The sequence below is a fragment of the Rhodococcus jostii RHA1 genome, assembly GCF_000014565.1.
Taxonomy (GTDB): Bacteria; Actinomycetota; Actinomycetes; order Mycobacteriales; family Mycobacteriaceae; genus Rhodococcus_F; species Rhodococcus_F jostii_A.
The window spans coordinates 4770082-4794459 of sequence record NC_008268.1; the positions used below are offsets into that span (position 1 = coordinate 4770082).

Sequence of the window (24378 nt, forward strand, 5' to 3'; positions counted from 1 at the left end):
GGTGAATCGATCAGACGTACCGGCTGTACGCGGGGAGGTCCAGCTGGCCGTTGCCGGACAGTCCGATGACCACGACCTCCGGTTCGGTGACCGTGCGGGCGTGCTCGATGGCAGCGGCCACGGCGTGCGTGGATTCCGGCGCGGGGATGATGCCTTCGGCGCGGGCGAAGAGCAGGCCCGCGGCGAGTGCGTCGTCCTGTTCGATCGCGGTCGCGTCCATCAGCCCGAGGGCGACGGCGTGCGAGACCATCGGCGACATGCCGTGGTACCGCAGTCCGCCCGCGTGGATGGCGGGCGGAACGAAGTCGTTGCCGAGGGTGTACATCTTCAACAGCGGCGTCAGGCCTGCGACGTCCCCGAAGTCGTAGCGGTACTCGCCCTGCGTCAGCGACGGGCAGGCCGCCGGCTCACACGCGACGAGGCGGGTGGTGGTGCCCTCGCGCAGATTGCGACCCAGGAACGGGAACGTCAGGCCCGCGAGGTTGGAACCTCCGCCGGCGCAACCGAATACCGTGTGCGCGACAGGCTCACCCGCCTCCTCCAACTGGACCAGAGCTTCCTGGCCGATCACGGTCTGGTGGAGCATGACGTGGTTGAGGACGCTGCCCAGCGAGTAGTGCGCGCCGGGATCGTTGGCGGCCACCTCGACGGCCTCGCTGATCGCCATGCCCAGCGAACCGGTGGTGTCGGGGTGCTCGGCCAGGATGGCCCGACCGGCTTCTGTCAGGTCGGACGGAGACGGATGACAGATGCCGCCGTATGCCTCCATCTGGAGTCGGCGGTACGGCTTGGCGTCGAACGAGGCGCGAACCTGCCAGACCTCCACCTCGAGGCCGAGCAGGGCGCCGGCGAACGACAGCGACGCGCCCCACTGGCCCGCGCCGGTCTCGGTGGTGAGCTTGGTGGTGCCCTCGAGTGCGTTGTAATAGGCCTGTGCCACAGCCGTGTTCGGCTTGTGTGATCCGACCGGGCTGACACCTTCGTACTTGTAGTAGATCCGTGCCGGCGTGCCGAGCACTCGCTCGAGCCTGCGTGCGCGCACCAGCGGCGACGGCCGCCACATGCCGTAGATCTCGCGGACCGTCTCGGGGATCTCGATGTACCGTTCGGTCGCGACCTCCTGCTCGATCAGGCTCGCGGGGAACAGAGGTGCCAGGTCTTCCGGTCCGAGCGGCTCACGAGTGCCGGGATGCAGATGCGGCGGAACGGGTTCCGGAAGATCGGCTGCAAGGTTGTACCAGTGCGTGGGCACGGCCGAGGGGACCGCAACCCCCAGAGATTCCAGCGATCGCGCCAGTTCGGCTCCGGTTACCGGGGACGTGGTCAAGTAACTCTCCTTCGTGGATGGATACGTCCCGAACATGCTGCGCTGTCCGCCGCCGTGAACGGGTGATTTTCCCGGTCCCCGCGTGTCACGATGGAGGGGCAACTCGGGAGTGAGGATGCCGGACCGTCGCGTGCGAACCAGGCTCGTCCACACGGTCGCCCTGCTGGCGGCCGTCGTGACGGTCACCCTTGCCGTCCGGGTGGTCCCCGCGCCCGACACCCCCGCGACACCGTCGGAGCCGGGCGCAGGTGCGACGCGCGCTCTCATCATCCTCTCGGCGATCGCCGTCGTCGTCGCGGCGGTGGCGCTCGCGTCCGCCTTTCGCAGCGGTCGGCCGAGGGCCGCACCCGACCCGCCGCCGGTCGGGCTCACCGGAAACACCGGGTCCTCGGTCTCGCGCCGACACATTCTCGGATGGTCGGCGTTCGCCGCGCTTCTCGTGACCGCGGCGTTCCTCCTCGGGTCCGTCGGCGGTGACGAGCCGCTCGACCGTCAGCGGTCGACGGCGAGCCCGACCACCGACGACGGGGCCGACCGAACCGACGCGTCCGTGCCCACCGACACACGCCCACCGCCCGACATGGTGAACGAATCCCGCGAGGACCTGGCGGAATTGTGGACCGCGGCAGCGATTGTCGGTCCGATACTGGTGACCGTGCTGATCCTCGGCGCCGTGGCCCGGCGCCCCCTCCGGGCCCGGGTCGGCGGCTGGACCGCGGCGAGTTCCCCCGACGGTCCGGCTGCCTCGCAGTCGCTGGCCCGGGCGGCGGAGGAAGGTCTCGCCGTGGTCGTGGCACCGAGTCTGCCGCCGCGTGAGGCCATCATCGCCAGCTACGCCGCCATGGAAAATGCGCTGCGCGAGGCGCCGGGCGCCGAACCGCGGGAGTCGGACACCCCGTCCGAAGTGCTCGCTCGCGCAGTACAATTCGGAGCGCTGCGCTTCGAGGCGGCGGCGCCGCTGGTGCGGCTGTTCTCCGAGGCACGGTTCAGCCTGCATCCGATGGGCGAACAGCACCGTGACGAGGCCGCCGATCTGCTCCGGCGCGTGCTCGACGACCTGGGGATCGACGCGTGCTCGCCGTCGCCGTAGCCGGTGTCGGGGCAGTGCTGGCCGTGGAGGTCCCGCTGGTGGCGGCCGGCCGGTACAGTGCGGCCGTGCTGGTCGCGGGAGCGGTGACCGCGCTGGTGCTCTTCGAGATTCGACGACGCATGGCACCCGGGGAAGTCGACGACCAGCCGCCGGGCCTGGAGGCGGAACGGGCCGAGGCGACGGCCCGCTGGATGGCGCGGACGGAATCATTGATCAGCTGGGCGGACGGTACGCGCGGCGACTGGGATCACCATCTGCGTCCGCTCCTGGCGCGCGAGTTCCAGCAGTCCACCGGACAGCGGCAGGGACTCGACCCCGCCGACACGGCGGCCGCGGGTGAGGTGTTCTTCGGCGACTTGTGGCAGTGGGTCGATCCCGAGTGCGTGCAGCGCTCCGACAGGGCCGCACCCGGTCCGGGCCGGGACGTGCTCGACCGGATCCTGCAACGGCTGGAGCAGCTGTGACGATGCCCGCCGAGGTCACCACCGCGCGCGCCCACGCGGTGCTGGCGGAGGTCGAACGGGCGGTGGTCGGCAAGCACGACGAACTCACGTCGATCCTGCTCGCGGTACTCGCCGGCGGGCACGTGCTCATCGAGGATCTGCCCGGACTCGGAAAGACCCTGGTGGCACGATCTTTCGCTGCCGCGCTCGGGCTCGACTTCACGCGGGTCCAGTTCACCCCCGACCTGTTGCCCGCCGACCTGCTCGGCGCCACCATCTACGACATGCCGTCGGGGCGCTTCGAGTTTCGTCCGGGCCCGATCTTCACCAACCTGCTCCTGGCCGACGAGATCAACCGCACCCCGCCCAAGACCCAGGCCGCACTGCTCGAGGCGATGGCCGAGGGGCAGGTCAGCGTCGACGGCACCACCCGGATCCTGCCGCGTCCCTTCGTCGTGCTCGCCACCGACAACCCCATCGAGTACGAGGGAACCTACCCGCTGCCCGAGGCGCAGCTGGACCGGTTCGCGCTCCGCCTGCGACTGGGGTACCTCACCGAGACCGACGAGCACGAGATGCTGCGCCGACGGCTCGACCGGGGATCCGCCGCCGTCGTCGTCGAGCAGGTGGTCGATGCGGCCGACCTCCTGGCGATGCGCGAATCGCTCGAGCAGGTCAGCGTTCATCACGACGTCCTCGGGTATGTCGTCGCGCTCGCGAACGCCACCCGGCATCACCCGCAGGTCGAGGTCGGGGCCAGCCCCCGCGCGGAACTCGACCTCGTGCAGCTCGCTCGGGCGCGTGCGCTCCTCTCGGGCCGCGACTTCGTCATACCCGAGGACATCAAGGCCCTGGCCGTTCCCGCTGTCGCGCATCGCATCAGCCTGCGCCCGGAGATGTGGGTGCGCCGCATCCGCAGCGACGACGTCCTCGCGGAACTGTTGCGCCGTCTCCCCGCGCCGAGGGCACGATGACGGAGCACCGGCTGACGTGGCGTGCGTCGCCTGCAGCCCTCGCGCTGACGACCTGTGCGGCCGTGGCGCTGACGGCGGGTGTCGTGGGGCGGTGGTGGGAACTGATCGTGTTCGCCGCCCCGATGCTGGGAGCGCTCGGCACGGTGATGTGGTTGCCCCGCCCGGCCACCGGCGTCCGCGTCGAGGTGTCGGCACGCATGCTGCGGTGTTTCGAATCCGAGTCCGTGCACTTCTCGGTGGACGTGACGGCGTGCGATGGTGCGGCGCAACTCGCGGTGGCACCGACGCCGTCCGACGGCTACACGGTCGAGCAGGTCGGTGACGGCGACTATGTGGTGTCGGCCGACCGGTGGGGCCGGTACGAACCGGCGCTGACGGTCACAGCACGTGCAGGCGGCGGCCTGCTCACGGCGTCGCTGCCGGTTCCCGTCGCGGAACTGCGGGTGTTCCCGTTGGCGCCGCCGATGCCGACTCCGTTGCCCCACGCCACCCTTCCGGACCGGATCGGCGCGCATCGCACCCGCCGATTCGGTTCGGGCGTCGAGTTCGGGGACATCCGGCCGCACGCGCCGGGGGATCCGTTGCGCAGCGTCAACTGGCCGGTGAGTGCCCGGCGCGGCCGCCTCCATGTCACCGAACGGATCATGGACCGCGCCGCGGACGTCGTCGCCGTACTCGACACCACCCCGCAGGCACCGGGCCCGGCGTCGGAGAGCCTGCACCGGACCGTGCGCGGGGCCACGCAGGTGGTGCAGACGGCCCTGCAGCGCGGCGACCGGGCCGGGGTCGTCGTCCACGGGCTCCGGCTGCGATGGCTCGGCGCCGACATCGGACGCAGGCAGTTCTACCGGATCCTCGACACCGTCCTCGACTCCGACGCCGGCGCCGCCGAAGGCACACTCGTCCCGCGGGTCGCGTTGCCGCCGCGGGCCGTGGTCATCGCGTTCTCCACCATGCTGGACACCAACTTCGCGCTGTCGTTGCTGGAGTTGAGGCGTCGCGGTCACGTCGTCGTGGCCGTCGACGTGCTGCGCGGCCCGCCGTTCGAGTACGAACTCGATGCGATGACCGGCAGGATGTGGCGGCTCGAGCGGCGGAACATGTACCGGAACATGGGTGTGCTCGGTGTTCCGGTGGTGGCGTGGGACGACGATTCCGCACTGGATCTGGCGCTGGCTCTCGCCGATCGAGCCCGCCGGCCGTCGGGGGCACTCCGATGAGATGGGTCGCGGTGGTCGCGGTGCAGGCAGCGTTGATCGCGCTCGTCCTGGGCGACGCGTCGGCGTTCGCGGCCGCCGCCGCGGGGGTCGCCGCGACGGCACTGTTGCTCGTCGCGTACGCCGGCCTCGCACCGGGAATCTCGACGCTACTGCTGGGCGCGGTCGTCACGGCGGCCGCCGCCGGTCTGGCAGCGACACTGCCGGAAGGGCCGGCGTGGGCGTCCCTCTTCGGGCCGGTGGCGGTGGTGGTGCTGTTCCTCGTCGCGGTGTGGCCGTACGTCGGCAGACGCACGACCGAGAGTCAGAACCGGCGGATGCTGTAGATGTGGAACTGCGACAGCGGCGCCAGACCTACGGGGACGCCGCGTCCGTACGCATTGAAGACCTGGCCGAAGCCCGCGTAGATACCGATGTGCGACGCGTCAGGGTTGAGCACCACGATGTCGCCGGGAGCCAGCGCCCACAGTGGAATGGGTGCGCCGACCTCGGCCTGCTCCCACGTGGTGCGTGGCAGATTCACCCCCGCCTGCCGGAATGCCCACTGCACCAGCCCCGAGCAGTCCCACGCGTCCGGACCCGTCCCACCCCACAGATAGGGCTTGCCCGTCTGGGTCGTCGCGGCCGCGAGCGCAGCCAGCCCGGTCGGGGTGGGAATGGGCGTCGGGAGAACGGACGAACCCATCGAGCTGCCGCCGGTGCTGCCGCTGTCGGAACTGCCCGCCACGGGTGCGGCGTTCGCGGGGAGAGCGACGAGGGCGGTCGCACAGAACGCGAGAGCACCGGCAACGGCAGCGCGCCGCACGGGACGGAGATGTCTGCGCTGGGACACGAGGTCCCCCCTTTGTTCGCTACTGCTCGTGGAGAGCCGTGGAACCGCCCCGACCATCGGTTGACACGTCTCGATGAGGTCACGGAAAGCGTACAAAGTGTTGCGGCATCGTGCCTGATATTCGCGAATATCCGCCCGAACTGGGCACATTCGGTCAAATTTCGGTAACTGTCACGCCTGGGCCAGGGTCAGCACCACGTCGGCCAGGGCCGGAGCATGATCACGCTCGGGAACCGTGGCCGAGATGAGGAGCCTGCCCTCGTCCCGCCAGATCCGCGTGTGCAGCGTCTCGCCGGGAAAGACCACGCCCGCGAACCGGACTCGGAAGCCCGCGACCTGCGATGCGTCCGAGTCGAGTACTGCGTCGACGGCCGCTTTGCACACCATCCCGTAGGTGCACAGGCCGTGCAGGATCGGGGCGGGAAACCCTGCGGCGGAAGCGAACTTCGGGTCGGAATGCAGGGGGTTGCGGTCGCCGCACATCCGGTACATCAGCGCCTGCTGCGGAAGGACGGGGGTGTCGACCTCGACGTCGGCAGGCCGGTCGGGCAACTCCACGGACTGGGACGGCCCGCGCTCACCGCCGAAACCGCCTTCACCGCGGGCGAAGATGGACGACCGCCCGGTCCACAGGGCAGTGCCGTCGAGGTCGGTGGTCGTCGACTCCTGCACGATGACGGCGGCCTTGCCCTTGTCCCACACCTCGGCTATGCGGGTGGTGGTGCGGGCCGTGCCCTCCGGGGGAATCGGCTGGTGCACGGTCACTTCCTGGCTGCCGTGGACCACCTTGGCGAGGTCGATCTCGACGCCCGGGAACGACACACGCGGGGCCTCGGTCGCGTGAAAATTCGCGGCCACCGTGGCGAACGTGGGGAGCACCTGCGGCTTCCCGTCGGTCAGGTACCGCAACTCCCTCTCGTCCAGCGGACGGGACCCGGCACCGAGCGCGAGGTGGTAGTGCTGCACGTCGGAACTGGTCCAGGAGAACTCCTGAACGGGCAGTTCTGCTCCGATGGCGATGTTCGGATCAATGGGCATTGGTGGTGTCTCCGGTGAGTGACGTCGGGGAATCGGCCTGCGAGGACTTGTCGAGGATATCGAGAACCGCGAGATAGCCGAACGTCATCGCCGGGCCGATGGTCGCGCCGGGTCCGGCGTAGGTGTGGCCCATCACCGGGCCGCTGGCATTGCCCACCGCATAGAGGTTCTCGATGGTGCTGCCGTCAGCCCGCAGCACGCGGGCGTTGCGGTCGGTGCGGAGACCGCCCTTGGTGCCGAGGTCGCCCGGGACCATCTTGACGGCGAAGAACGGCGCCTTCTCCAGCGCCCCGAGGCTCGGGTTGGGCTTGTTGCGGGGATCCCCGTAGTAGTGGTCGTACCCGCTCTCACCACGGCCGAAGTCCTCGTCCTTGCCGTTGCGGGCGAAAGTGTTGAAACGCGAGACCGTTTCGGTGAGCGCGTCGACCGGCACGCCGATCTTCCCGGCCAGCTCGGCGACGGTGCCCGCCTTGACGATGACACCGGCCTTCAGCCAGCGACCGGGGAACGGGGACCGCGGGGTGACTCCGGCGAACGCGTACCGGTCGCGGTAACGCTGGTCGAGGACGAGCCAGCAGGGCACGTTCTCGCCCGGTCCGTCGCCCTGGCCGTGCGTGCCGCCGTACATCGCGTGCGTCGCTTCGACGTACGGTGCGGATTCGTTGACGAAGCGCTTGCCGGATCCGTTGATCATGATGCAGCCCGGCAGGCTCCGCTCGGACAGCGCGAACCACGGGCCGCCGGTGAGCGGGATGGACGGTCCCCACCAGGCGTCTTCCATCAGATCGAGCGCGGCACCGAGCTTTTCGCCCGCCCAGATGCCGTCGCCGGTGTTGGCCTTCGCGCCGACGGTCCACTCGGTGCCGATCGGTGCCCGCTGGTACTTCTTGCGGGCCTCGTCGTTGTGCTCGAAACCGCCCGACGCGATCACCACGCCGCGGCGTGCCCGGAACACCTGCGGCTGTCCGTCGACCGTGGCGTTGACGCCCTTGACCACGCCGTCCTCCACATACAGGTCGGTGAGCGGGGTGTCGAGCAGGATCGGGACGCCGGCGGCCTTCAGTCCGGCCTGCAGTCCCGCGACGAGCGCCTGACCGCGGACGAGCAGGCGCTTCCCGGTGAGCTTGGCGCCGAGGAAGCGGAGGCCGACCCGGGCTGCGCGCAGCGGGCCGCGTGGGTTGCGCATCAGGAGATTCAGCCAGCGGTAATCGGCCTGGGTGATCACGAAATTCGACGGCGCCTTGACGTAGTCGGGTTCGAGCTTCGCGAGGTCGGCGCCGAGTTTCCTGCCGTCGAACGGTGTCGGCTCGACGGACCGTCCGCCGAGCCGTCCGCCGGGGGCCTCGGGGTAGTAGTCGGAGTATTCGGGCACCCACTGCAGTTTCAGTGGGCTGTTCTTCAGCACGAACGACAGCATCTCGGGGCCGCGGTCGATGTAGGCGTCGATCCGGTCCTTCGGGACGACGTCGCCGATGATGCTGTGCAGGTAGGTCCGCGCGGCGTCCGTGGTGTCCTCGACTCCCGCGGCGATCAGCGCCTCGTTGTTCGGGATCCACACGCCACCGCCGGAGCGCGCGGTGGAGCCGCCGAAGTGCGGCGCCTTTTCGAGGATGACGACGCTGAGTCCCTTGTGGGCCGCGGTGAGGGCCGCGGTCATTCCACCGGCACCGCTACCGACGACCACGATGTCGTATTCGTGCTTGCTCATGTAGAACACGTTATAGAATGATGGGGTTGTCAGTCCATCCTTTCTGCCAGGAAGTATTACTGACGCCAACAAACAAGAACGAAACACGTTGCAGTGGAAACCGGTGGGCGTGCGTACGCAAACGAACTTCAGGGAAGGTCCTCACACCATGCTCTCGACCCAACTACGCACCGAGTTGGCGAATCAGCTCGACGCCGCGGAACGGGGCCGCGCTCCCATCGGCCCCCTGACCGCGGACCATCCCGACATCGACGTCGTCGACGCCTACGAGATCCAGCTGATCAACATCCGCCGCCGGCTGCAGGACGGCGCGAAGGTCGTCGGGCACAAGGTCGGCCTGTCGTCCCTCGCCATGCAGCAGATGATGGGCGTCGACGAACCCGACTACGGCCACCTGCTCGCCGACATGGAGGTCTTCGAGGACCAGCCCGTCGACACGGCGCGGTTCTGCTTCCCGCGCGTCGAGGTCGAGGTCGCATTCGTGCTGGGCGCCGACCTCCCCGGCGCCGGCTGCACCGAGCAGGACGTCCTGGACGCCACCGTGGCGTTCGCACCGTCCATCGAGCTGATCGACAGCCGGATCACCGACTGGAAGATCACGCTGCCCGACACGATCGCCGACAACGCGTCGTCCGCCGGGTTCGTGCTCGGCAAGAACCGGGTGCGGCCCGAGGACATCGACATCAAGTCCATCGACGCGGTTCTGACCAGTAACGGCGAGACCAAGGCCGAGGGACGCAGCGACGCCGTGCTCGGCAACCCGGTGACGGCCGTCGCCTGGCTCGCGCAGAAGGTCGAGAGCTTCGGCGTCCGGTTGAAGGCCGGCGACATCGTGCTGCCCGGATCGTGCACCCGCGCCATCGACGCGCACCCGGGCGACCACTTCCGCGCCGAGTTCAGTGGGCTCGGATCCGTATCCCTGCAGTTCAAGTAGGAGTTTGTTCATGACCAAGGCAAGTGTGGCGATCGTCGGTTCCGGAAACATCAGCACCGACCTGCTCTACAAGCTGCAGCGATCCGAGTGGCTCGAACCCCGCTGGATGATCGGGATCGACCCCGAGAGCGAAGGCCTGGCACGGGCCCGCAAGTTGGGACTGGAGACGTCGGCCGAGGGCGTCGACTGGTTGCTGAACCAGCCGGAGAAACCCGACCTCGTCTTCGAGGCCACGTCCGCGTACGTGCACCGGGAGGCTGCACCGCGGTACGAGGCCGCCGGGATCCGCGCCGTCGACCTGACACCCGCCGCCGTCGGACCGGCCGTGGTTCCGCCGGCGAACCTGCGCGAACACCTCGGCGCCCCCAACGTCAACATGATCACGTGCGGAGGGCAGGCCACGATCCCGATCGTGTACGCCGTCTCCCGCGTCGTCGACGTGCCGTACGCCGAGATCGTCGCGTCGGTGGCGTCCGTCTCCGCAGGCCCGGGCACCCGCGCCAACATCGACGAGTTCACCAAGACGACCAGTCGCGGCATCGAGACCATCGGCGGAGCGCAGCGCGGCAAGGCCATCATCATCCTCAACCCGGCCGACCCGCCGATGATCATGCGCGACACGATCTTCTGCGCGATCCCCGAGGACGCCGACCGTGCCGCCATCACCGATTCCATCCACCGCGTCGTCGCGGACATCCAGCAGTACGTCCCCGGCTACCGGCTGCTCAACGAACCGCAGTTCGACGACCCGAGCGTCGTGTCGGGCGGGCAGGCGACGGTCACCACGTTCGTCGAGGTCGAGGGCGCGGGCGACTTCCTGCCGCCGTACGCGGGCAACCTCGACATCATGACCGCAGCGGCGACCAAGGTGGGCGAGGAGATCGCCCAGAAGCTCCTGAGCGTGGAGGCATGAGCACTATGGTTCATTTCGACGGGGCGAGCGGAGCGACGGGAAATATGCGCAGCAGCTGGGACATTCGAGTCACCGACACCTCCCTGCGGGACGGTTCGCACCACAAGCGGCACCAGTTCACCGGTGAGGAGGTCCGGGCCATCGTCGGAGCGCTCGACCACGCCGGGGTCCCGGTCATCGAGGTGACGCACGGCGACGGACTGGGTGGGTCCTCGTTCAACTACGGGTTCTCCAAGGTCCCTGAGCAGGAACTCATCTCGATCGCCGTCGACACGGCGAAGAACGCGAAGATCGCCTTCCTCATGCTGCCCGGGCTGGGCATCAAGGACGACATCATCGTCGCCCAGGACAACGGCGCCTCGATCTGCCGCATCGCGACGCACTGCACCGAGGCGGACGTGTCCATCCAGCACTTCGGGCTGGCCCGCGACCGCGGTCTCGAGACCGTCGGCTTCCTGATGATGGCGCATTCGATCGCACCGGAAAAGCTCGCCAAGCAGGCCCGCATCATGGCCGACGCGGGCTGCCAGTGCGTGTACGTCGTCGACTCCGCAGGCGCGCTCGTGCTCGAGCAGGTGTCGGACCGCGTCGAGGCGCTGGTGCAGGAGCTCGGCTCGGACGCCCAGGTGGGATTCCACGGTCACGAGAACCTCGGACTCGGTGTGGCCAACTCGATCGCCGCCGTGCGGGCAGGTGCCAAGCAGATCGACGGCAGCACAAGACGATTCGGTGCCGGTGCGGGTAACGCGCCGGTCGAGGCGTTCGTCGGCGTGTGCGACAAGATCGGAGTCAAGACGGGGATCGACTTCTTCGCGATCGCCGATGCCGCCGAGGACGTGGTGCGTCCGGCGATGCCCGCCGAATGCCTCCTCGACCGCCAGGCGCTGATGATGGGGTACGCCGGCGTCTACTCGAGCTTCCTCAAGCACGCCGAACGCCAGGCCGAACGGTACGGCGTCTCGTCCGCCGAACTCCTCGTCCGCGCCGGGAAGCGCAAGCTCGTCGGCGGCCAGGAAGACCAGCTCATCGACATCGCGCTCGAACTGCAACGCGAGCGCCTGTGAGTACTTGTTAACGTCCCGCGGTTAATAAGTACTCACGAGTCAGCGGGCGGTCTCCCACAGCCCGACGACGTTGCCCTCGGAGTCGGTGAAGTAGGCGGCGAATCCCATGTTCCCGACGGGGGTCCTGCCGGTGACGGTTTTGCCACCGAGGGATTCGATCCTTTCGAGGGCGGATTCGATGCTTTCGACGTCGACGGTGACCACGGGAGTGGTCACCTCCCCGCGCTGCATCATGCCGCCGTTGATGTAACCGGGTTCGTCGGGCATGCCGCTCTCACCGACGGGTCCGGTGGTGACCATGCTGTAGTCCATGTCGGGGATCTCGGCGATGGCCCACCCGAATGCGTCCCGATAGAACGCTCGTGCGCGGTCACCGTCGTCGAAGGGGATCTCGAAGTGCACGATTCGGCCTGTCATGGCACGCCTCCGGTTCGGCTGGAACCGCCGTATCCGACGGCACATCCAGCCTAAGCGCCCAATGTGACATTCGTGCAGCCTGACTGCACGAATGTCACATTGGGCGACGCATCCGCGTCGCAGCGGTACCGACGACTATTCGATGCGATCTCGCACGTCGATGAACCCCTCCATCACCGCGTGGTTGATGCTGTCCCACAGTCGCGGGCACCCCTCGCGGAGCGCGGTGGACTGTCCCTCGCCGACGGCGTCCCGGAACGTCGGGCACGTCTTCGCAGGGTCGTCCGTCCACTGGACGCTCGTGTGCTTGAGGCTGTTCTTGCGCACCAGCACACAGGTTCCGCACGTACGGCACTCGACTTCGTTCATGCCGTCGTCGAGGTAGTTGGCCTTGTCGGCCAACGTCTGCGCATGAATGGCCTCGAGCCGAGCAGGCTGCCCGGCGAAGTCGGGAGCTTTGGCCCATTCGGTCGAGGCACTCATGATCAGACCTGCGCTTCCCGGTTCTCGGACCGCTCCGCAGTCGTGTTCTCGGACCGCTCCGCAGTCGTGTTCTCGGACCGCTCCGCGGCCTCGCGTTCGGCCTTCTGACGGGCCAGGTTCTCCTCCACCTCGTGCTGCCAGGCCTCGTTGGCCTTGGTGGTGTCGACCTCGAACTCGAAACGCTGCGTCATCTTGTCGGTGACGTCGGCGACGTCGACGTAGAACTGGTCGTACCAGCGTCGCAGCTGATAGACCGGACCGTCTTCGTCGCAGAGCAGGGGGTTGTCGATCTTGGTCTTGTTCTTCCAGATCTCGACGTCCTGCAGGAAGCCCTCAGCGATGCCCTCGGTGAACTTCGCGGCCAGCTTGTCGGCTGTTTCGTCGTCGATGCCGGTCGGCTTCTTGACGGTCACGCCGTACTGGAGCATGAACGAATTGTTCGTCACCGGATAGTGGCAGTTGATGAGGACGCTCTCGACCTCGTACCCGCCGTAGCTGTTCCACAGCGGATTGATCATGTAGGACGGCCCGTAGTACGCGGCCTCGGAGCGCAGCAGCGATTCCATGCCGTACTGCGTCGCCATCCCGACGTCCGGGCGACCCTTCGTGTTGAGGTACTGCGTCGCGATGTGGCCTTCGAAGACGTTCTTGAAGTACGTCGGGAACGCGTAATGGATGTAGAAGAAGTGCGCCATGTCGACCACGTTGTCGATGATCTCGCGGCAGTTGGACCCTTCGATCAGCATGGAGTTCCAGGTCCAGTCGGTCCACTCGTCGCTGTAGGCGCCCTCGATGCGGGGGATGGTCACGTTCTCGGGCGGGGGATTGCCCTCCGGGTCGTTCCAGACGAACAGCTGACCGTTCTGCTCGAGGGTGAGCCATGCCCGAGTGCGGGCGATCGGGGGAACCCGGCGGGCGTAGGGAATGCTGGTGCACTTGCCGTTGCCGCCCCAGCGCCAGTCGTGGAACGGGCAGGCCACGGAATCGCCCTTCACGGTGCCCTGCGACAGGTCGCCGCCCATGTGCCGGCAATACGCGTCCAGAACCTTCAGTTCGCCCTTGCTGTCGGCGAAGACGACGAGTTTGGTGCCGAATGCCTCGATCGAATGCGGTTTGCCGTCCTTGAACGTCTTGGTCAAACCGAGGCAGTGCCAACCACGCGCGAAGCGGGTCTGGACCGTGCCCACATCGATCTCGCGAATCTGCGCCATTGTGCCCTCACATCCCTTCATGCTGTTAGTAGAACACGTTATAGAACTTCGACACGATCCGCCAGATTTTCGGGGGCTTTCTTCCAGACCCGGGCCGTCAAACAGCACCTTTGCCGGTACCTCGACATAAATGGGAACGTGTTCTAGTCTCAGAAGATAAGTGAACCATCGAACGAGACAGGAGCGTCCTGTGGGTGACCATGACAGTCACGAGGTGATGCAGCGGCTCGACGCACTACTGCCGACGCTGCGAGAGCGTGCGCAGGAGACCGAGGATCTACGTCGTATTCCCGACGATTCCATGAAGGCGCTCCAGGAGACCGGATTCTTCCGGTTGCTCCAGCCCGAACAGTGGGGTGGTTACCAGGCGGATCCGGTGCTGTTCTACTCCGCGGTGCGGAAGATCGCGAGCGCTTGCGGTTCCACCGGGTGGGTCTCGTCGATCATCGGTGTCCACAACTGGCACCTCGCCCTGTTCTCGCAACAGGCTCAGGAAGACGTGTGGGGCAACGACACCGACGTCCGCATCTCGTCCTCGTACGCGCCGATGGGCGCCGGGCAGGTCGTCGACGGCGGATACACGGTCAACGGCGCCTGGGCCTGGTCGTCCGGCTGTGATCACGCCAGCTGGGCGGTGCTCGGCGGACCCGTCATCAAGGACGGACGCCCCGTCGACTTCGTCAGCTTCCTGATCCCGCGCGAGGACTACCGAATCGACGACGTGTGGAATGTCGTGGGACTTCGCGGAACCGGCAGCAACACCGTGGTGGTCGAGGACGTGTTCGTTCCGACGCACCGCGTCCTCAGCTTCAAGGCGATGAGCAACCTCACCGCTCCCGGGCTCGAGCGCAACACCGCACCCGTCTACAAGATGCCCTGGGGAACAATTCATCCCACCACCATCTCCGCGCCGATCGTCGGGATGGCCTACGGCGCCTACGACGCGCACGTCGAACATCAGGGCAAGCGGGTCCGCGCCGCGTTCGCCGGTGAGAAAGCGAAGGACGACCCGTTCGCCAAGGTCCGCATCGCCGAGGCCTCGAGCGACATCGACGCCGCCTGGCGCCAGCTGTCCGGAAACGTCGCCGACGAATACGCACTGCTCGTCGCGGGTGAGGAAGTCCCATTCGAGCTGCGGCTGCGGGCACGCCGCGACCAGGTGCGCGCCACGGGCCGCGCCATTTCGTCCATCGACAAACTGTTCGAGAGCTCGGGTGCCACCGCGCTGGCCAACGGCACGCCGCTGCAGCGTTTCTGGCGGGACGCGCACGCCGGACGCGTCCACGCGGCCAACGATCCCGAGCGCGCCTACGTCATGTACGGCACAGGCGAATTCGGTCTGCCCATCACCGACACGATGGTCTAGGAGAACACGTGACGACTACCGAAGAGGCCCTCACGTTCGAGTCCACCTCGAAGTTCGCCCAGGTCCGGCCCCACCTGAAGTTGCACTACCACGAGGCCGGAGTCGGCAACGACACCACGATCGTGCTGCTGCACGGCGGCGGGCCGGGCGCTTCGTCGTGGTCGAACTTCGCCAGGAACATCCCGGTTCTCGCCGAGAAGTTCCACGTGCTCGCAGTCGATCAGCCGGGATACGGGTTGTCGGACAAGCCGACCGAGCACCCGCAGTACTTCGTGCACAGTGCGTCCGCGTTGAAGGATCTGCTCGACACCCTCGGCGTCGGCGGGCGTGTCCACCTGCTCGGCAACTCCCTCGGTGGCGGTGCCGCAGTGCGTTTCGCGCTGGACTACCCGGACCGCGCGGGCCGGCTGGTGCTCATGGGCCCGGGCGGACTGAGCGTCAACCTGTTCGCCCCGGACCCGACCGAGGGCGTCAAGAACCTCGGAAAATTCGGCTACCAACCCACTCGCGAGAATCTCGAGGCGTTCCTGCGCATCATGGTGTTCGACCAGAAGTTGATCACCGACGAACTGATCGACGAACGTTTCGCCGCCGCGAGCACACCCGAGTCGCTCGCGGCCGCCAAGGCGATGGGAAAGTCGTTCTCCTCGGCCGATTTCGAGCTGGGAATGCTGTGGCGCGACGCATACAAGCTGCGCCAGCGCGTGCTGCTGATCTGGGGTCGCGAAGACCGGGTCAACCCGCTCGACGGGGCGCTGGTGGCGCTGAAGATGATTCCGCGGGCACAGTTGCACGTCTTCGGCGGGTGCGGACACTGGGCGCAGCTGGAGAAGTTCGACGAGTTCAATCGTCTGGCCACCGATTTCCTTCTGGACGGGGGTAAGTGATGAGTATTCGTTCACTGGCGTACATGCGCATCGAGGCCACCGACATGTCCGCGTGGCGCGAGTACGGTCTCAAGGTGCTCGGCATGGTCGAGGGCAAGGGCTCCGACCCGGACGCCCTGTATCTGCGGATGGACGACTTCCCGGCGCGCCTCGTGATCTTCCCCGGGGAGCACGACCGGCTGTCGGTGTCGGGCTGGGAGACGGCCAATGCCGCGGAGCTGCAGGAGGTCCGCGACAACCTGTCGGCGGCAGGCGTCGCGTTCAAGGAGGGGACGGCCGAACAACTGCAGGACCGCAGGGTCGACGAGCTGATCACGTTCGAGGACCCGTCGGGCAACACGCTCGAGGCGTTTCACGGCGCGGCGCTGGAGCACCGGCGCGTGGTCAGCCCGTATGGGCACAAGTTCGTCACCGGTGAGCAGGGCCTCGGGCACGTCGTCCTCTCGACCACGGACGACGAGGCGTCGCTGCGCTTCTACCGCGACGTTCTCGGCTTCCGCCTGCGCGATTCGATGCGGCTGCCCCCGCAATTGGTCGGGCGGCCCGCGGACGGTAAGCCGGCGTGGTTGCGGTTCTTCGGCTGCAACCCGCGGCATCACAGTCTCGCGTTCCTGCCGATGCCGACGCCGAGCGGCATCGTGCACCTGATGATCGAGGTCGAGAACTCCGACGATGTCGGATTGTGCCTCGACCGCGCGCTCCGCAAGAAGGTCAAGATGTCGGCCACGCTCGGCCGTCACGTCAACGACCTGATGCTGTCGTTCTACATGAAGACCCCCGGCGGGTTCGACATCGAATTCGGTTGCGAGGGACGTCAGGTGGAGGACGAGAGCTGGATCGCGAGGGAGAGCACGGCCGTCAGCCTGTGGGGTCACGACTTCAGCGTCGGGATGCAGCCGTGAGTGAGGTGACCGGGGACGGGGCCGTCGCGGCCGAGGCGATCGATCCGCGACGGTTCCGGACGGTGCTCGGCCAGTTCTGCACCGGCGTCACCATCATCACGACGATCGACGACGGCGTGCCCGTGGGGTTCGCGTGCCAGTCGTTCGCCGCGCTGTCGCTCGAACCCCCGCTCGTGCTGTTCTGCCCGACCAAGACGTCGCGGTCGTGGGCGGCTATCGAGCGCAGTGGCATCTTCTGCGTCAACGTGCTCGCGGAAGAACAACAGTCGACGTGCGCCCGCTTCGGTTCCCGCGACCCGGACAAGTTCGCCGGGATCGACTGGACGGAGTCGCCGCTGGGCTCACCGATCCTCACCGGTTCGCTGGCCCACATCGATTGCTCGCTCGAGAGCGTGCACGACGGCGGCGACCACTGGGTCGCGTTCGGCCGGGTCTCCTCCCTGAGCGAGATCAGGGAGGAGCGACCGCTGCTGTTCTACCGCGGGCAGTACACCGGCATCGAACCGGACAAGACGGTGCCTGCGCCGTGGCGCGACGACCTCGAGGCGTTCCTCACGACGTCGTCGGAAGACACCTGGCTCTAGCTCCTAGACGGCGACGCCGATGTACTTCGTCTCGAGGAATTCGTCGATGCCGGTGGTTCCGCCTTCGCGCCCGAGTCCGGATTCCTTCACGCCGCCGAACGGCGCGGCCGGATTCGACACCACACCCTGGTTGAGGCCGACCATGCCCGACTCCAGCGCCTCGCACACGCGGATGCCGCGCTTGAGGCTGTCGGTGTACACGTAGGCCACCAGCCCGTACGGGGTGTCGTTGGCCCGCTCGACGGCCTCGGCCTCGGTCTCGAACGTGCTGATCGCGGCCACCGGACCGAAGATCTCGTTGTGGCACATCTCCGCGTCGTCGGGCACACCAGTCAGGACTGTCGCCGGGTAGAAGTTGCCCGGGCGGTCGAGTGCCTCGCCGCCGGTGAGCACCGAGGCGCCGCGTTCGACCGCGTCCGCGACGAGACTGCTCACCTTCGCGACGGCCGCCTCGTCGATCAGCGGTCCGACCACGACGCCGTCCTCCGTGCCGCGCCCAACGGGCAGGGCCTCCATCCGCTGTGTGAGTTTGCGTGTGAATTCTTCGGCGACCGAACTGTGCACGAGGATTCGGTTGGCAGCTGTGCAGGCCTGGCCGATGTTGCGCATCTTCGCCGCCATGGCCCCGTCGACGGCGTCGTCGAGATTCGCGTCGTCGAAGACGAGGAACGGCGCGTTGCCGCCGAGTTCCATGGATGTGCGCATGACCGTGCGCGCGCACAGTTCGAGCAGATGTTTCCCGACCTTGGTGGAACCGGTGAACGACAGCTTGCGGGCCCTGCCGTCGAGGATGAGGGGAGTGATGACCTCGTCGGGGCTGGACGTGGTGACGACGTTGACGACGCCGTCCGGCAGCCCGGCCTCGGTGAGGATGTCGGCGAGCGCCAGGATCGACAGCGGCGTCTGGGCCGCCGGCTTGATGACGGACGTGCACCCGGCGGCGATCGCGGGCCCGATCTTCCGGGTGCCCATCGCCATCGGGAAGTTCCACGGGGTGATGAGCAGGCTCGGCCCCACGGGCTGACGGGTCACGAGAAACCGCGACCCGCCGCCGGGCGCCGTCATGTAGCCGCCGTCGATGCGGACGGCCTCCTCCGCGAACCAGCGGAAGAACTCTGCGGCGTAGGCGATTTCACCCCGAGCCTCGGTGAGGGGCTTGCCCATCTCGAGCGTCATGACCAGCGCGAGCCGGTCGACGTTCTCGAGCAGAAGTCGGTGTGCGTTCATGAGGATGGTGCTGCGTTCGCGGGGTGTCGTGGCCGCCCACGACGGTTGCGCCGCCACCGCCGCGTCGAGCGCCTCGCGGGCCTCCGCGGCGTCGGCGTCGGCGACCGTGCACAGGATCTGTCCGTTGGACGGGTCGTGGACCGGCATGGTGCGGGCGCTGTCGCGCCACTTGCCGCCGATGAACAGGCCGGTCTGCACCGATGCGATTGCTGCTTCCTCGAGCATGATTTTTCCCCATTCTCCGTTGCCGAAGGGACGCTCCCCATGTTATACAGATTGTCAACAATCTGACAATGCACTTGCCGATATCCACCGGCATCTACGCGTGGGAGGGTTCTCGTGACTCGGCTATCTCCACTGCTCGCACAGGCCACACCCGTGACGGTCGATCACGGTGAAGGGTGCTACCTCTACGGCACCGACGGCAGGCGCTATCTCGACTTCACCGCGGGCATCGGCGTCACCAGTACCGGGCACTGCCACCCGCACGTCGTGGAGGCCGCGCGTAGGCAGATCGGCTCCCTGATCCACGGCCAGTACACGACGGTCATGCACCAGCCGATGCTCGAACTGGTCGATCGGCTGGGGTCGGTGCTGCCCGCGGGGCTCGACTCGCTGTTCTTCGCGAACTCGGGGAGCGAGGCCGTCGAGGCGTCGCTGCGACTGTCGCGGCAGGCGACCGGCCGCCCCAACGTGATCGTCTTCCACGGCGGATTCCACGGACGCACGGTCGCGACGGCGACGATGACCACGTCCGGCACCCGGTTCTCGGCCGGCTTCAGCCCGCTGATGGGCGGTGTGCACGTGGCACCGTTCCCCAACGCCTACCGCTACGGCTGGTCCGAGGAGGAGGCGACCGCGTTCGCGCTGAAGGAACTCGACTACATCTTCGCGACGCTCACCGCCCCGAACGAGACGGCGGCGTTCGTCGTCGAGCCCGTCCTCGGCGAGGGCGGATACGTGCCCGGCAACACCGCGTTCTTCCAGGGGCTCCGCGAGCGCGCCGACCGCTACGGCATCCTGCTCGTCATCGACGAGATCCAGACCGGTTTCGGCCGCACCGGCAAGTTCTTCGGGCACCAGCACTTCGACGTCCGGCCCGACATCATCACCATCGCCAAGGGTCTGGCCAGCGGCTTCCCGCTGTCGGGCATCGCGGCGTCCGAGGCGCTCATGGCCAAGGGCTGGCCGGGGTCGCAGGGGGGAACGTACGGCGGCAACGCCGTGTCCTGCGCGGCCGCGGTCGCGACGCTCGAGGTGATCGAGAAGGAAGACCTCGTGGCCAACGCCGCCGCGCGGGGCGTCCAGTTGCTCGACGGTGCGCGCACCCGGGCCATCGACGGGATCGGCGACGTCCGTGGTCTCGGACTGCTCGTGGGAAGCGAGTTCACGGCCGCCGACGGCAGCGCGGACCGCACGAAAGCGTCTGCGGCGCAGCAGCTGGCCGCGAAGAAGGGGCTGCTGCTGTTGACCTGCGGCGCCCACATGAACGTGGTACGGATGATTCCACCGCTCATCGTGACGGCGGAACAGATCGAGGACGCCCTGAAGATCTGGTCCGAAGTACTCGACGAAGTGTGACAAGCACCCGTGAGTACTTATTAACCGCGGGCGGTTAAGAAGTACTCACGGGCTCCGAAGGAGGAATCGTGGCTCGCTACATCACCATCAGCCTGGACAAGCGCGGCGTGACCTGCCGTGCCCGGCTTCTCGACGAGGACGCACCACTCACCTGCGACGCGGTGTGGAACGTGCTCCCGCAGAGCGGCGACGCGTACCACGCCAAGTACGCGCGCAACGAGGTGTACACGCTGATCCCGCGGATCACCGCGGCGCCGCGGCGGGAAAATCCCACCGTCACACCGATTCCCGGCGACGTCTGCCTGTTCGACTTCGAGCCCTGGGAGATCGGCAACTCCGCCTACGGGTACGAGCCGGGCTCCGAGGCGCACGCCGCGCAGGGCGCCACCGACCTCGCGATCTTCTACGGCCGCAACAACCTCCTGCTCAACGGCGACGTCGGCTGGGTGCCGGGCAACGTGTTCGCCGCCATCGAGGAGGGACTGCCGGAACTGGCGGCCGCGTGCAACGACCTGTGGATGCGCGGCGTCGAAGGCGAGACGATGAGCTTCGCGCGAGCCTGACGTCGGGACCGGTCCAGCGTGTGCGCGATGGCCCTCGACGGGCGCCGGATCGTCCACCACCATCGGACGCTATGAAGCTGGACATCTATCAGATCGACGCATTCGCCGCCGGACCCTTCGAGGGCAACCCGGCGGCGGTCATGCCGCTGACCGACTGGCTGGAAGATTCGGTGCTTCAGCAACTCGCCGAAGAAAACAACCTGTCCGAGACGGCGTTCTACACCGCCGGGCTTCCCGCGGACGCGGGGCCCCACGACCCGGAACATCCGGCGTATCACCTGCGGTGGTTCACCCCTGCCGTCGAGGTGGACCTGTGCGGTCATGCCACCCTCGCGACCGCCGCGCAGATCTTCGAGGACGTACACCCGGACGCCGACCGCATCCAGTTCTGGACGCGCAGCGGTTGGCTGCACGTCGACCGTGGACCGGACGCGACGCTGGTGATGGATTTCCCGGCCGAGCCGCCGGTGCCGACCGCGGCCGATCCCCGGATCGTCGCGGCACTCGGCATTCCGGTGCGGGAGTGCCTGAAGGCCACCGACCTCGTGTTCGTCGCCGAATCCGAACACGACATCGTGTCGATGGCACCCGACTTCGCCGTTTTCAGCCCGCTGAAGGTGCGGGGAATCGTCGTCACCGCGGCATCCGACGTCGAGGGACTCGACTTCGTGTCGCGATGGTTCGGCGCCGCGGCCGGCGTGCAGGAGGATCCGGTGACGGGGTCCGCGCACTCGCAGATCGCACCGTACTGGGCTGACGTCCTGGGCCGAAACAGCCTTGTCGGACGCCAACTGTCGGCGCGGGGAGGAACCGTTCACTGCGCGGTGCGCGGCGACCGCGTCCACCTGTCCGGGGCGTATCGGCGGTACCTCCGGGGCACCGTCGAGTTCTAGCGCTAGCTGAAGACCTCCGAATACAGCGTCTCGATCTGGCCGGCGGTGGGGACGACCGGATTGTTGCCGGGCGATCCGGACGCCAGCGCCTGCTCTGCCATCAACGGAATGAGGCCGTCCCAGGCGTCGCGGTCGATCCCGTAGGCGAGCGGCGTCGGAACCTTCAGGTCGTGACACAGCGTGCTCAGGGTCTCGACGAGGAACTGCGCGGCGACGGAATCGCCTGCCGATTCGGGTGCAGCGCCGAACGCTCGCGCGCAGTCGGCGTAGCGGCTCTCCGCTCCGTTCACGGAGAACGCCGTGATCGCGGGAAGCAGCATGGCATTCGACAGTCCGTGTGCGACATGAAAATGCGCACCGATCGGCCTGCTCATCCCGTGCACCAGCGCCACGCTCGAGTTGGAGAACGCCATACCGGCCTGCATGGACGCGACCATCATCGCTTCTCTCGCGGTGCGGTCTTCACCGTCGGCGTACGCGGTGCCGATGTGCTTGCCGATGGTGCGGATCGCGGACAGCGCGAGTCCGTCGGTGAACGGCTGGGCCTTCTTGCTGACGTACGCCTCGATGGCGTGGGTGAGCGCATCGATTCCGGTGTCGGCGGTCAACCGCGGCGGCATCGACATCGTGAGTTCGAAATCCACGATCGCGGCGATCGGCAGGAAGGAGAGTCCCGGACACAGCATCTTCTCGTCGGAAGCGCTGTCACTGATGACGGTGAATTGCGTCGCCTCCGAGCCGCTTCCGGCGGTGGTCGGTATCGCGATGATCGGCAGCGCCTTCCCGGCGTACACGTGAGGTGCCTTGTACGACCGCATCTCGCCGCCGTTCGCGGACAGCACTGCCAATGCCTTCGCGGTGTCCATCGGACTACCGCCGCCGAACCCGATCACCGAATCCGCGTTGTGCTCGGCGACGATCCTCAGCCCCTCCTCCAGAGAATCGGTGGTGGGGTCGGGCACGGTGCCGGAGAACAGTGCCGGCTCCTTGCCCGCGGACCTGAGGAGGCTCATGATCCGGTCGGCCGCGCCGGTGCCGGTCAGATAGGAGTCGGTGACGAGAACCGGTCTCTGCAAGCCAAGTTGGTCGACAACCGAGCCGATCTCGTCGACTGCTCCGGCCCCGATCCTGGCGAAACGGGGGAGTGAGAGGTGTGCGGTCATGGGAGAGGTTCCTTAGTTGTTCTGGGGGAATCCGAGGTTGAGGCCGCCGTGGCTGGGGTCGAGCCAGCGGGTGGTGACGACCTTGCCGCGGGTGAAGAAGTGGACGCCTTCGGTGCCGTGCGCGTGGGTGTCGCCGAAGAGGGAGTTCTTCCAGCCACCGAAGCTGTAGTACGCCATCGGGACGGGGATGGGGACGTTGATGCCGACCATGCCGACCTCGACCTCGTTCTGGAATCGTCGGGCGGCGCCGCCGTCGTTGGTGAAGATGGCGGTGCCGTTGCCGAACGGGCTGGAGTTCACCAGTTCCAGGGCGTCGTCGTAGGAGCCGACGCGGATGACGGAGAGGACGGGTCCGAAGATTTCGTCGGTGTAGACGGACATGTCGGTGGTGACGTGGTCGATCAGGGTCGGGCCGAGCCAGAACCCGTCCTTGCCGCCATTGGCCTGCACGGTGCGCCCGTCGACGACGATGGTGGCGCCGTCGTTTTCGCCGGCGTCGATGTAGGAGGCGACCTTGTCGCGGTGCACCTTGGTCACCAGTGGTCCCATGTCGGAGTCCCGGGTGCCGTCGCCGATCTTGAGGGTGTCGGTGCGGTCCTTGATCTTGGCGACGAGTTCGTCGGCGATGTCGCCGACCGCGACCAGGGCACTGATGGCCATGCAGCGTTCGCCGGCGGAGCCGAAGCCGGCGTTGACCATGGCGTCGGCGGCCAGGTCGAGGTCGGCGTCGGGGAGGACGATGGCGTGGTTCTTCGCCCCGCCGAGGGCTTGGACGCGTTTGCCGTGGGCGGTGCCGGTGGCGTAGACGTACTGGGCGATGGGGGTGGAGCCGACGAAGCTGATGGCCTTGATGGCGGGGTTGGTGAGCAGTTCGTCGACGGCGGTCTTGTCGCCCTGCAGCACGTTGAACACCCCCGCGGGCAGGCCGGCCTCGGCCCAGAGTTCGGCCATCCAGATCGCGGCGGTCGGGTCCTTCTCGCTGGGTTTGAGGACGACGGTGTTGCCGGTGGCGATGGCGATGGGGAAGAACCACATCGGGACCATGGCGGGGAAGTTGAACGGGGAGATGATCCCGACCGGGCCGACGGGTTGGCGGAGGGAGGAGACGTCGATGTTGGTGGAGGCGTTTTCGGTCATGCCGCCCTTGAGCAGGTGTGCGATGCCGCAGGCGAATTCGACGACCTCCTGGCCGCGGGACACCTCACCGAGTGCGTCGGAGACGACCTTGCCGTGCTCGGCGGTGATGATTTCGGCGAGTTCGCCCTTGCGGGCGTTGAGCAGTTCCCGGAACGTGAAGATCACCTGGGTGCGCTTGGCGAGGGAGGTGTCGCGCCAGGCGGGGAACGCGGCGGCGGCGGCGTCGATGACGGCGCGGGCGTCCTCGACGCTGGCCAGGGCGACCTGACCGGTGACGGCACCGGTCGCCGGATTCGTCACCGGAGCGGTATCGGCACGCGTTCCGGGGTAGGACTTGTTGTTGAGCCAATGCGAGATAACGGCCATGGGGTTCACTCCTGGGAAAGGTGGGGTGCCCACGAGTCTGCTGGGCAACAATGCCTGC

General features: G+C 67.6%; 25 protein-coding genes. 15 read left to right on the forward strand and 10 right to left on the reverse strand.

The genetic code is table 11. The features are described 5' to 3' along the window. Window positions 1-10: 10 nt before the first annotated feature. Window positions 11-1327, reverse strand: coding sequence for a TrpB-like pyridoxal phosphate-dependent enzyme (locus RHA1_RS22050; protein ID WP_011596907.1), 1317 nt, complete (start codon window positions 1325-1327; stop codon window positions 11-13). A gap of 115 nt (window positions 1328-1442) precedes the next feature. On the opposite strand from RHA1_RS22050, the gene RHA1_RS22055 reads away from it, so the two are divergent. The 5 genes from RHA1_RS22055 to RHA1_RS22075 are packed head-to-tail and all read left to right on the forward strand — an operon-like array spanning window position 1443 to window position 5377. Further along, window positions 1443-2417 (forward strand): DUF4129 domain-containing protein, encoded by a 975-nt coding sequence (locus RHA1_RS22055; RefSeq protein ID WP_011596908.1) that lies wholly within the window; start codon window positions 1443-1445, stop codon window positions 2415-2417. After that, on the forward strand, window positions 2399-2881 hold the full coding sequence (locus RHA1_RS22060) for a hypothetical protein (RefSeq protein ID WP_011596909.1): 483 nt from the start codon (window positions 2399-2401) through the stop codon (window positions 2879-2881). The genes RHA1_RS22055 and RHA1_RS22060 overlap by 19 nt, the downstream gene beginning before the upstream one ends. Beyond that, window positions 2878-3834, forward strand: coding sequence for an AAA family ATPase (locus tag RHA1_RS22065; protein ID WP_009477589.1), 957 nt, complete (start codon window positions 2878-2880; stop codon window positions 3832-3834). The genes RHA1_RS22060 and RHA1_RS22065 overlap by 4 nt, the downstream gene beginning before the upstream one ends. Further along, a complete protein-coding gene (locus RHA1_RS22070) occupies window positions 3831-5054 on the forward strand; it encodes a DUF58 domain-containing protein (RefSeq protein WP_011596911.1) in 1224 nt (407 codons plus the stop codon). Before RHA1_RS22065 ends, RHA1_RS22070 begins: the two co-directional genes overlap by 4 nt. Continuing rightward, on the forward strand, window positions 5051-5377 hold the full coding sequence (locus RHA1_RS22075; RefSeq protein WP_011596912.1) for a hypothetical protein: 327 nt from the start codon (window positions 5051-5053) through the stop codon (window positions 5375-5377). The genes RHA1_RS22070 and RHA1_RS22075 overlap by 4 nt, the downstream gene beginning before the upstream one ends. Here the strand turns inward: RHA1_RS22075 and RHA1_RS22080 are convergent. The 3 genes from RHA1_RS22080 to kstD all read right to left on the reverse strand — a co-directional run bounded on the left by RHA1_RS22080 (window position 5356) and on the right by kstD (window position 8629). After that, entirely contained in the window at window positions 5356-5883 is a 528-nt protein-coding gene (locus RHA1_RS22080) for an NlpC/P60 family protein (protein ID WP_005244825.1), read from the reverse strand. The genes RHA1_RS22075 and RHA1_RS22080 overlap by 22 nt on opposite strands. Window positions 5884-6054: 171 nt before the next feature. Next, window positions 6055-6921 (reverse strand): enoyl-CoA hydratase ChsH3, encoded by an 867-nt coding sequence (gene chsH3, locus RHA1_RS22085; protein WP_011596913.1) that lies wholly within the window; start codon window positions 6919-6921, stop codon window positions 6055-6057. Beyond that, window positions 6911-8629 (reverse strand): 3-oxosteroid 1-dehydrogenase, encoded by a 1719-nt coding sequence (kstD, locus tag RHA1_RS22090; RefSeq protein ID WP_011596914.1) that lies wholly within the window; start codon window positions 8627-8629, stop codon window positions 6911-6913. The genes chsH3 and kstD overlap by 11 nt, the downstream gene beginning before the upstream one ends. 148 nt (window positions 8630-8777) lie before the next feature. Here kstD and RHA1_RS22095 point away from each other — a divergent pair, with 148 nt between their 5' ends. The 3 genes from RHA1_RS22095 to dmpG are packed head-to-tail and all read left to right on the forward strand — an operon-like array spanning window position 8778 to window position 11540. Then, window positions 8778-9563 (forward strand): 2-keto-4-pentenoate hydratase, encoded by a 786-nt coding sequence (locus RHA1_RS22095; RefSeq protein ID WP_009477594.1) that lies wholly within the window; start codon window positions 8778-8780, stop codon window positions 9561-9563. A gap of 10 nt (window positions 9564-9573) precedes the next feature. Continuing rightward, complete coding sequence (locus tag RHA1_RS22100) at window positions 9574-10476, forward strand: acetaldehyde dehydrogenase (acetylating) (protein ID WP_009477595.1); 903 nt, start codon at window positions 9574-9576, stop codon at window positions 10474-10476. Window positions 10477-10520: 44 nt separating this feature from the next. Next, complete coding sequence (dmpG, locus tag RHA1_RS22105; RefSeq protein ID WP_009477596.1) at window positions 10521-11540, forward strand: 4-hydroxy-2-oxovalerate aldolase; 1020 nt, start codon at window positions 10521-10523, stop codon at window positions 11538-11540. Window positions 11541-11579: 39 nt separating this feature from the next. Here the strand turns inward: dmpG and RHA1_RS22110 are convergent, their stop codons facing one another. The 3 genes from RHA1_RS22110 to RHA1_RS22120 form a co-directional block, all read right to left on the reverse strand. Continuing rightward, complete coding sequence (locus RHA1_RS22110; protein WP_009477597.1) at window positions 11580-11957, reverse strand: VOC family protein; 378 nt, start codon at window positions 11955-11957, stop codon at window positions 11580-11582. A 135-nt stretch (window positions 11958-12092) separates the two neighbouring features. After that, window positions 12093-12440, reverse strand: coding sequence for a hypothetical protein (locus tag RHA1_RS22115; RefSeq protein ID WP_011596915.1), 348 nt, complete (start codon window positions 12438-12440; stop codon window positions 12093-12095). A 2-nt stretch (window positions 12441-12442) separates the two neighbouring features. Further along, window positions 12443-13651, reverse strand: a complete 1209-nt coding sequence (locus RHA1_RS22120; protein ID WP_016884082.1) for a 3-ketosteroid-9-alpha-monooxygenase, oxygenase component — start codon at window positions 13649-13651, stop codon at window positions 12443-12445. A 190-nt stretch (window positions 13652-13841) separates the two neighbouring features. On the opposite strand from RHA1_RS22120, the gene hsaA reads away from it, so the two are divergent. The 4 genes from hsaA to hsaB are packed head-to-tail and all read left to right on the forward strand — an operon-like array spanning window position 13842 to window position 17390. Next, window positions 13842-15017, forward strand: coding sequence for a 3-hydroxy-9,10-secoandrosta-1,3,5(10)-triene-9,17-dione monooxygenase oxygenase subunit (hsaA, locus tag RHA1_RS22125; protein WP_005244809.1), 1176 nt, complete (start codon window positions 13842-13844; stop codon window positions 15015-15017). An 8-nt stretch (window positions 15018-15025) separates the two neighbouring features. Next, the gene (gene hsaD, locus RHA1_RS22130) at window positions 15026-15904 is read left to right on the forward strand and encodes a 4,5:9,10-diseco-3-hydroxy-5,9,17-trioxoandrosta-1(10),2-diene-4-oate hydrolase (RefSeq protein ID WP_011596918.1); all 879 of its coding nucleotides are present in this window, start codon (window positions 15026-15028) and stop codon (window positions 15902-15904) included. After that, entirely contained in the window at window positions 15904-16806 is a 903-nt protein-coding gene (gene hsaC / locus RHA1_RS22135) for an iron-dependent extradiol dioxygenase HsaC (protein WP_011596919.1), read from the forward strand. The genes hsaD and hsaC overlap by 1 nt, the downstream gene beginning before the upstream one ends. Continuing rightward, a complete protein-coding gene (gene hsaB / locus RHA1_RS22140) occupies window positions 16803-17390 on the forward strand; it encodes a 3-hydroxy-9,10-secoandrosta-1,3,5(10)-triene-9,17-dione monooxygenase reductase subunit (RefSeq protein ID WP_005244804.1) in 588 nt (195 codons plus the stop codon). The genes hsaC and hsaB overlap by 4 nt, the downstream gene beginning before the upstream one ends. 3 nt (window positions 17391-17393) lie before the next feature. On the opposite strand, the gene RHA1_RS22145 is transcribed toward hsaB, so the two are convergent. Beyond that, window positions 17394-18842 (reverse strand): NAD-dependent succinate-semialdehyde dehydrogenase, encoded by a 1449-nt coding sequence (locus RHA1_RS22145; protein ID WP_011596920.1) that lies wholly within the window; start codon window positions 18840-18842, stop codon window positions 17394-17396. 114 nt (window positions 18843-18956) lie between these two features. Between RHA1_RS22145 and RHA1_RS22150 the strand changes: the two genes are divergently transcribed. The 3 genes from RHA1_RS22150 (at window position 18957) to RHA1_RS22160 (ending at window position 21654) form a co-directional block, all read left to right on the forward strand. Then, window positions 18957-20198, forward strand: coding sequence for an aspartate aminotransferase family protein (locus tag RHA1_RS22150; RefSeq protein WP_011596921.1), 1242 nt, complete (start codon window positions 18957-18959; stop codon window positions 20196-20198). 68 nt (window positions 20199-20266) lie between these two features. Continuing rightward, window positions 20267-20761, forward strand: coding sequence for a DUF3830 family protein (locus RHA1_RS22155; RefSeq protein ID WP_009477605.1), 495 nt, complete (start codon window positions 20267-20269; stop codon window positions 20759-20761). A 71-nt stretch (window positions 20762-20832) separates the two neighbouring features. After that, window positions 20833-21654 (forward strand): PhzF family protein, encoded by an 822-nt coding sequence (locus tag RHA1_RS22160; protein ID WP_011596922.1) that lies wholly within the window; start codon window positions 20833-20835, stop codon window positions 21652-21654. Window positions 21655-21656: 2 nt separating this feature from the next. Here the strand turns inward: RHA1_RS22160 and RHA1_RS22165 are convergent, their stop codons facing one another. Both RHA1_RS22165 and RHA1_RS22170 read right to left on the reverse strand, forming a co-directional pair. Beyond that, complete coding sequence (locus RHA1_RS22165; protein WP_011596923.1) at window positions 21657-22817, reverse strand: iron-containing alcohol dehydrogenase; 1161 nt, start codon at window positions 22815-22817, stop codon at window positions 21657-21659. A gap of 12 nt (window positions 22818-22829) precedes the next feature. Beyond that, complete coding sequence (locus RHA1_RS22170; RefSeq protein ID WP_011596924.1) at window positions 22830-24320, reverse strand: CoA-acylating methylmalonate-semialdehyde dehydrogenase; 1491 nt, start codon at window positions 24318-24320, stop codon at window positions 22830-22832. Between the last annotated feature and the right edge of the window lie 58 nt (window positions 24321-24378).

Coding starts and splice junctions, on each gene's coding strand:
- hsaC (WP_011596919.1), top strand. CDS start 15,904: ATGAGTATTCGTTCACTGGCGTACATGCGCATCGAGGCCACCGACATG.
- RHA1_RS22145 (WP_011596920.1), bottom strand. CDS start 18,842: ATGCTCGAGGAAGCAGCAATCGCATCGGTGCAGACCGGCCTGTTCATC.
- RHA1_RS22160 (WP_011596922.1), top strand. CDS start 20,833: ATGAAGCTGGACATCTATCAGATCGACGCATTCGCCGCCGGACCCTTC.
- dmpG (WP_009477596.1), top strand. CDS start 10,521: ATGCGCAGCAGCTGGGACATTCGAGTCACCGACACCTCCCTGCGGGAC.
- RHA1_RS22100 (WP_009477595.1), top strand. CDS start 9,574: ATGACCAAGGCAAGTGTGGCGATCGTCGGTTCCGGAAACATCAGCACC.
- RHA1_RS22110 (WP_009477597.1), bottom strand. CDS start 11,957: ATGACAGGCCGAATCGTGCACTTCGAGATCCCCTTCGACGACGGTGAC.
- chsH3 (WP_011596913.1), bottom strand. CDS start 6,921: ATGCCCATTGATCCGAACATCGCCATCGGAGCAGAACTGCCCGTTCAG.
- RHA1_RS22115 (WP_011596915.1), bottom strand. CDS start 12,440: ATGAGTGCCTCGACCGAATGGGCCAAAGCTCCCGACTTCGCCGGGCAG.
- RHA1_RS22075 (WP_011596912.1), top strand. CDS start 5,051: ATGAGATGGGTCGCGGTGGTCGCGGTGCAGGCAGCGTTGATCGCGCTC.
- RHA1_RS22165 (WP_011596923.1), bottom strand. CDS start 22,817: ATGACCGCACACCTCTCACTCCCCCGTTTCGCCAGGATCGGGGCCGGA.
- RHA1_RS22120 (WP_016884082.1), bottom strand. CDS start 13,651: ATGGCGCAGATTCGCGAGATCGATGTGGGCACGGTCCAGACCCGCTTC.
- RHA1_RS22070 (WP_011596911.1), top strand. CDS start 3,831: ATGACGGAGCACCGGCTGACGTGGCGTGCGTCGCCTGCAGCCCTCGCG.
- RHA1_RS22170 (WP_011596924.1), bottom strand. CDS start 24,320: ATGGCCGTTATCTCGCATTGGCTCAACAACAAGTCCTACCCCGGAACG.
- RHA1_RS22095 (WP_009477594.1), top strand. CDS start 8,778: ATGCTCTCGACCCAACTACGCACCGAGTTGGCGAATCAGCTCGACGCC.
- kstD (WP_011596914.1), bottom strand. CDS start 8,629: ATGAGCAAGCACGAATACGACATCGTGGTCGTCGGTAGCGGTGCCGGT.
- RHA1_RS22055 (WP_011596908.1), top strand. CDS start 1,443: ATGCCGGACCGTCGCGTGCGAACCAGGCTCGTCCACACGGTCGCCCTG.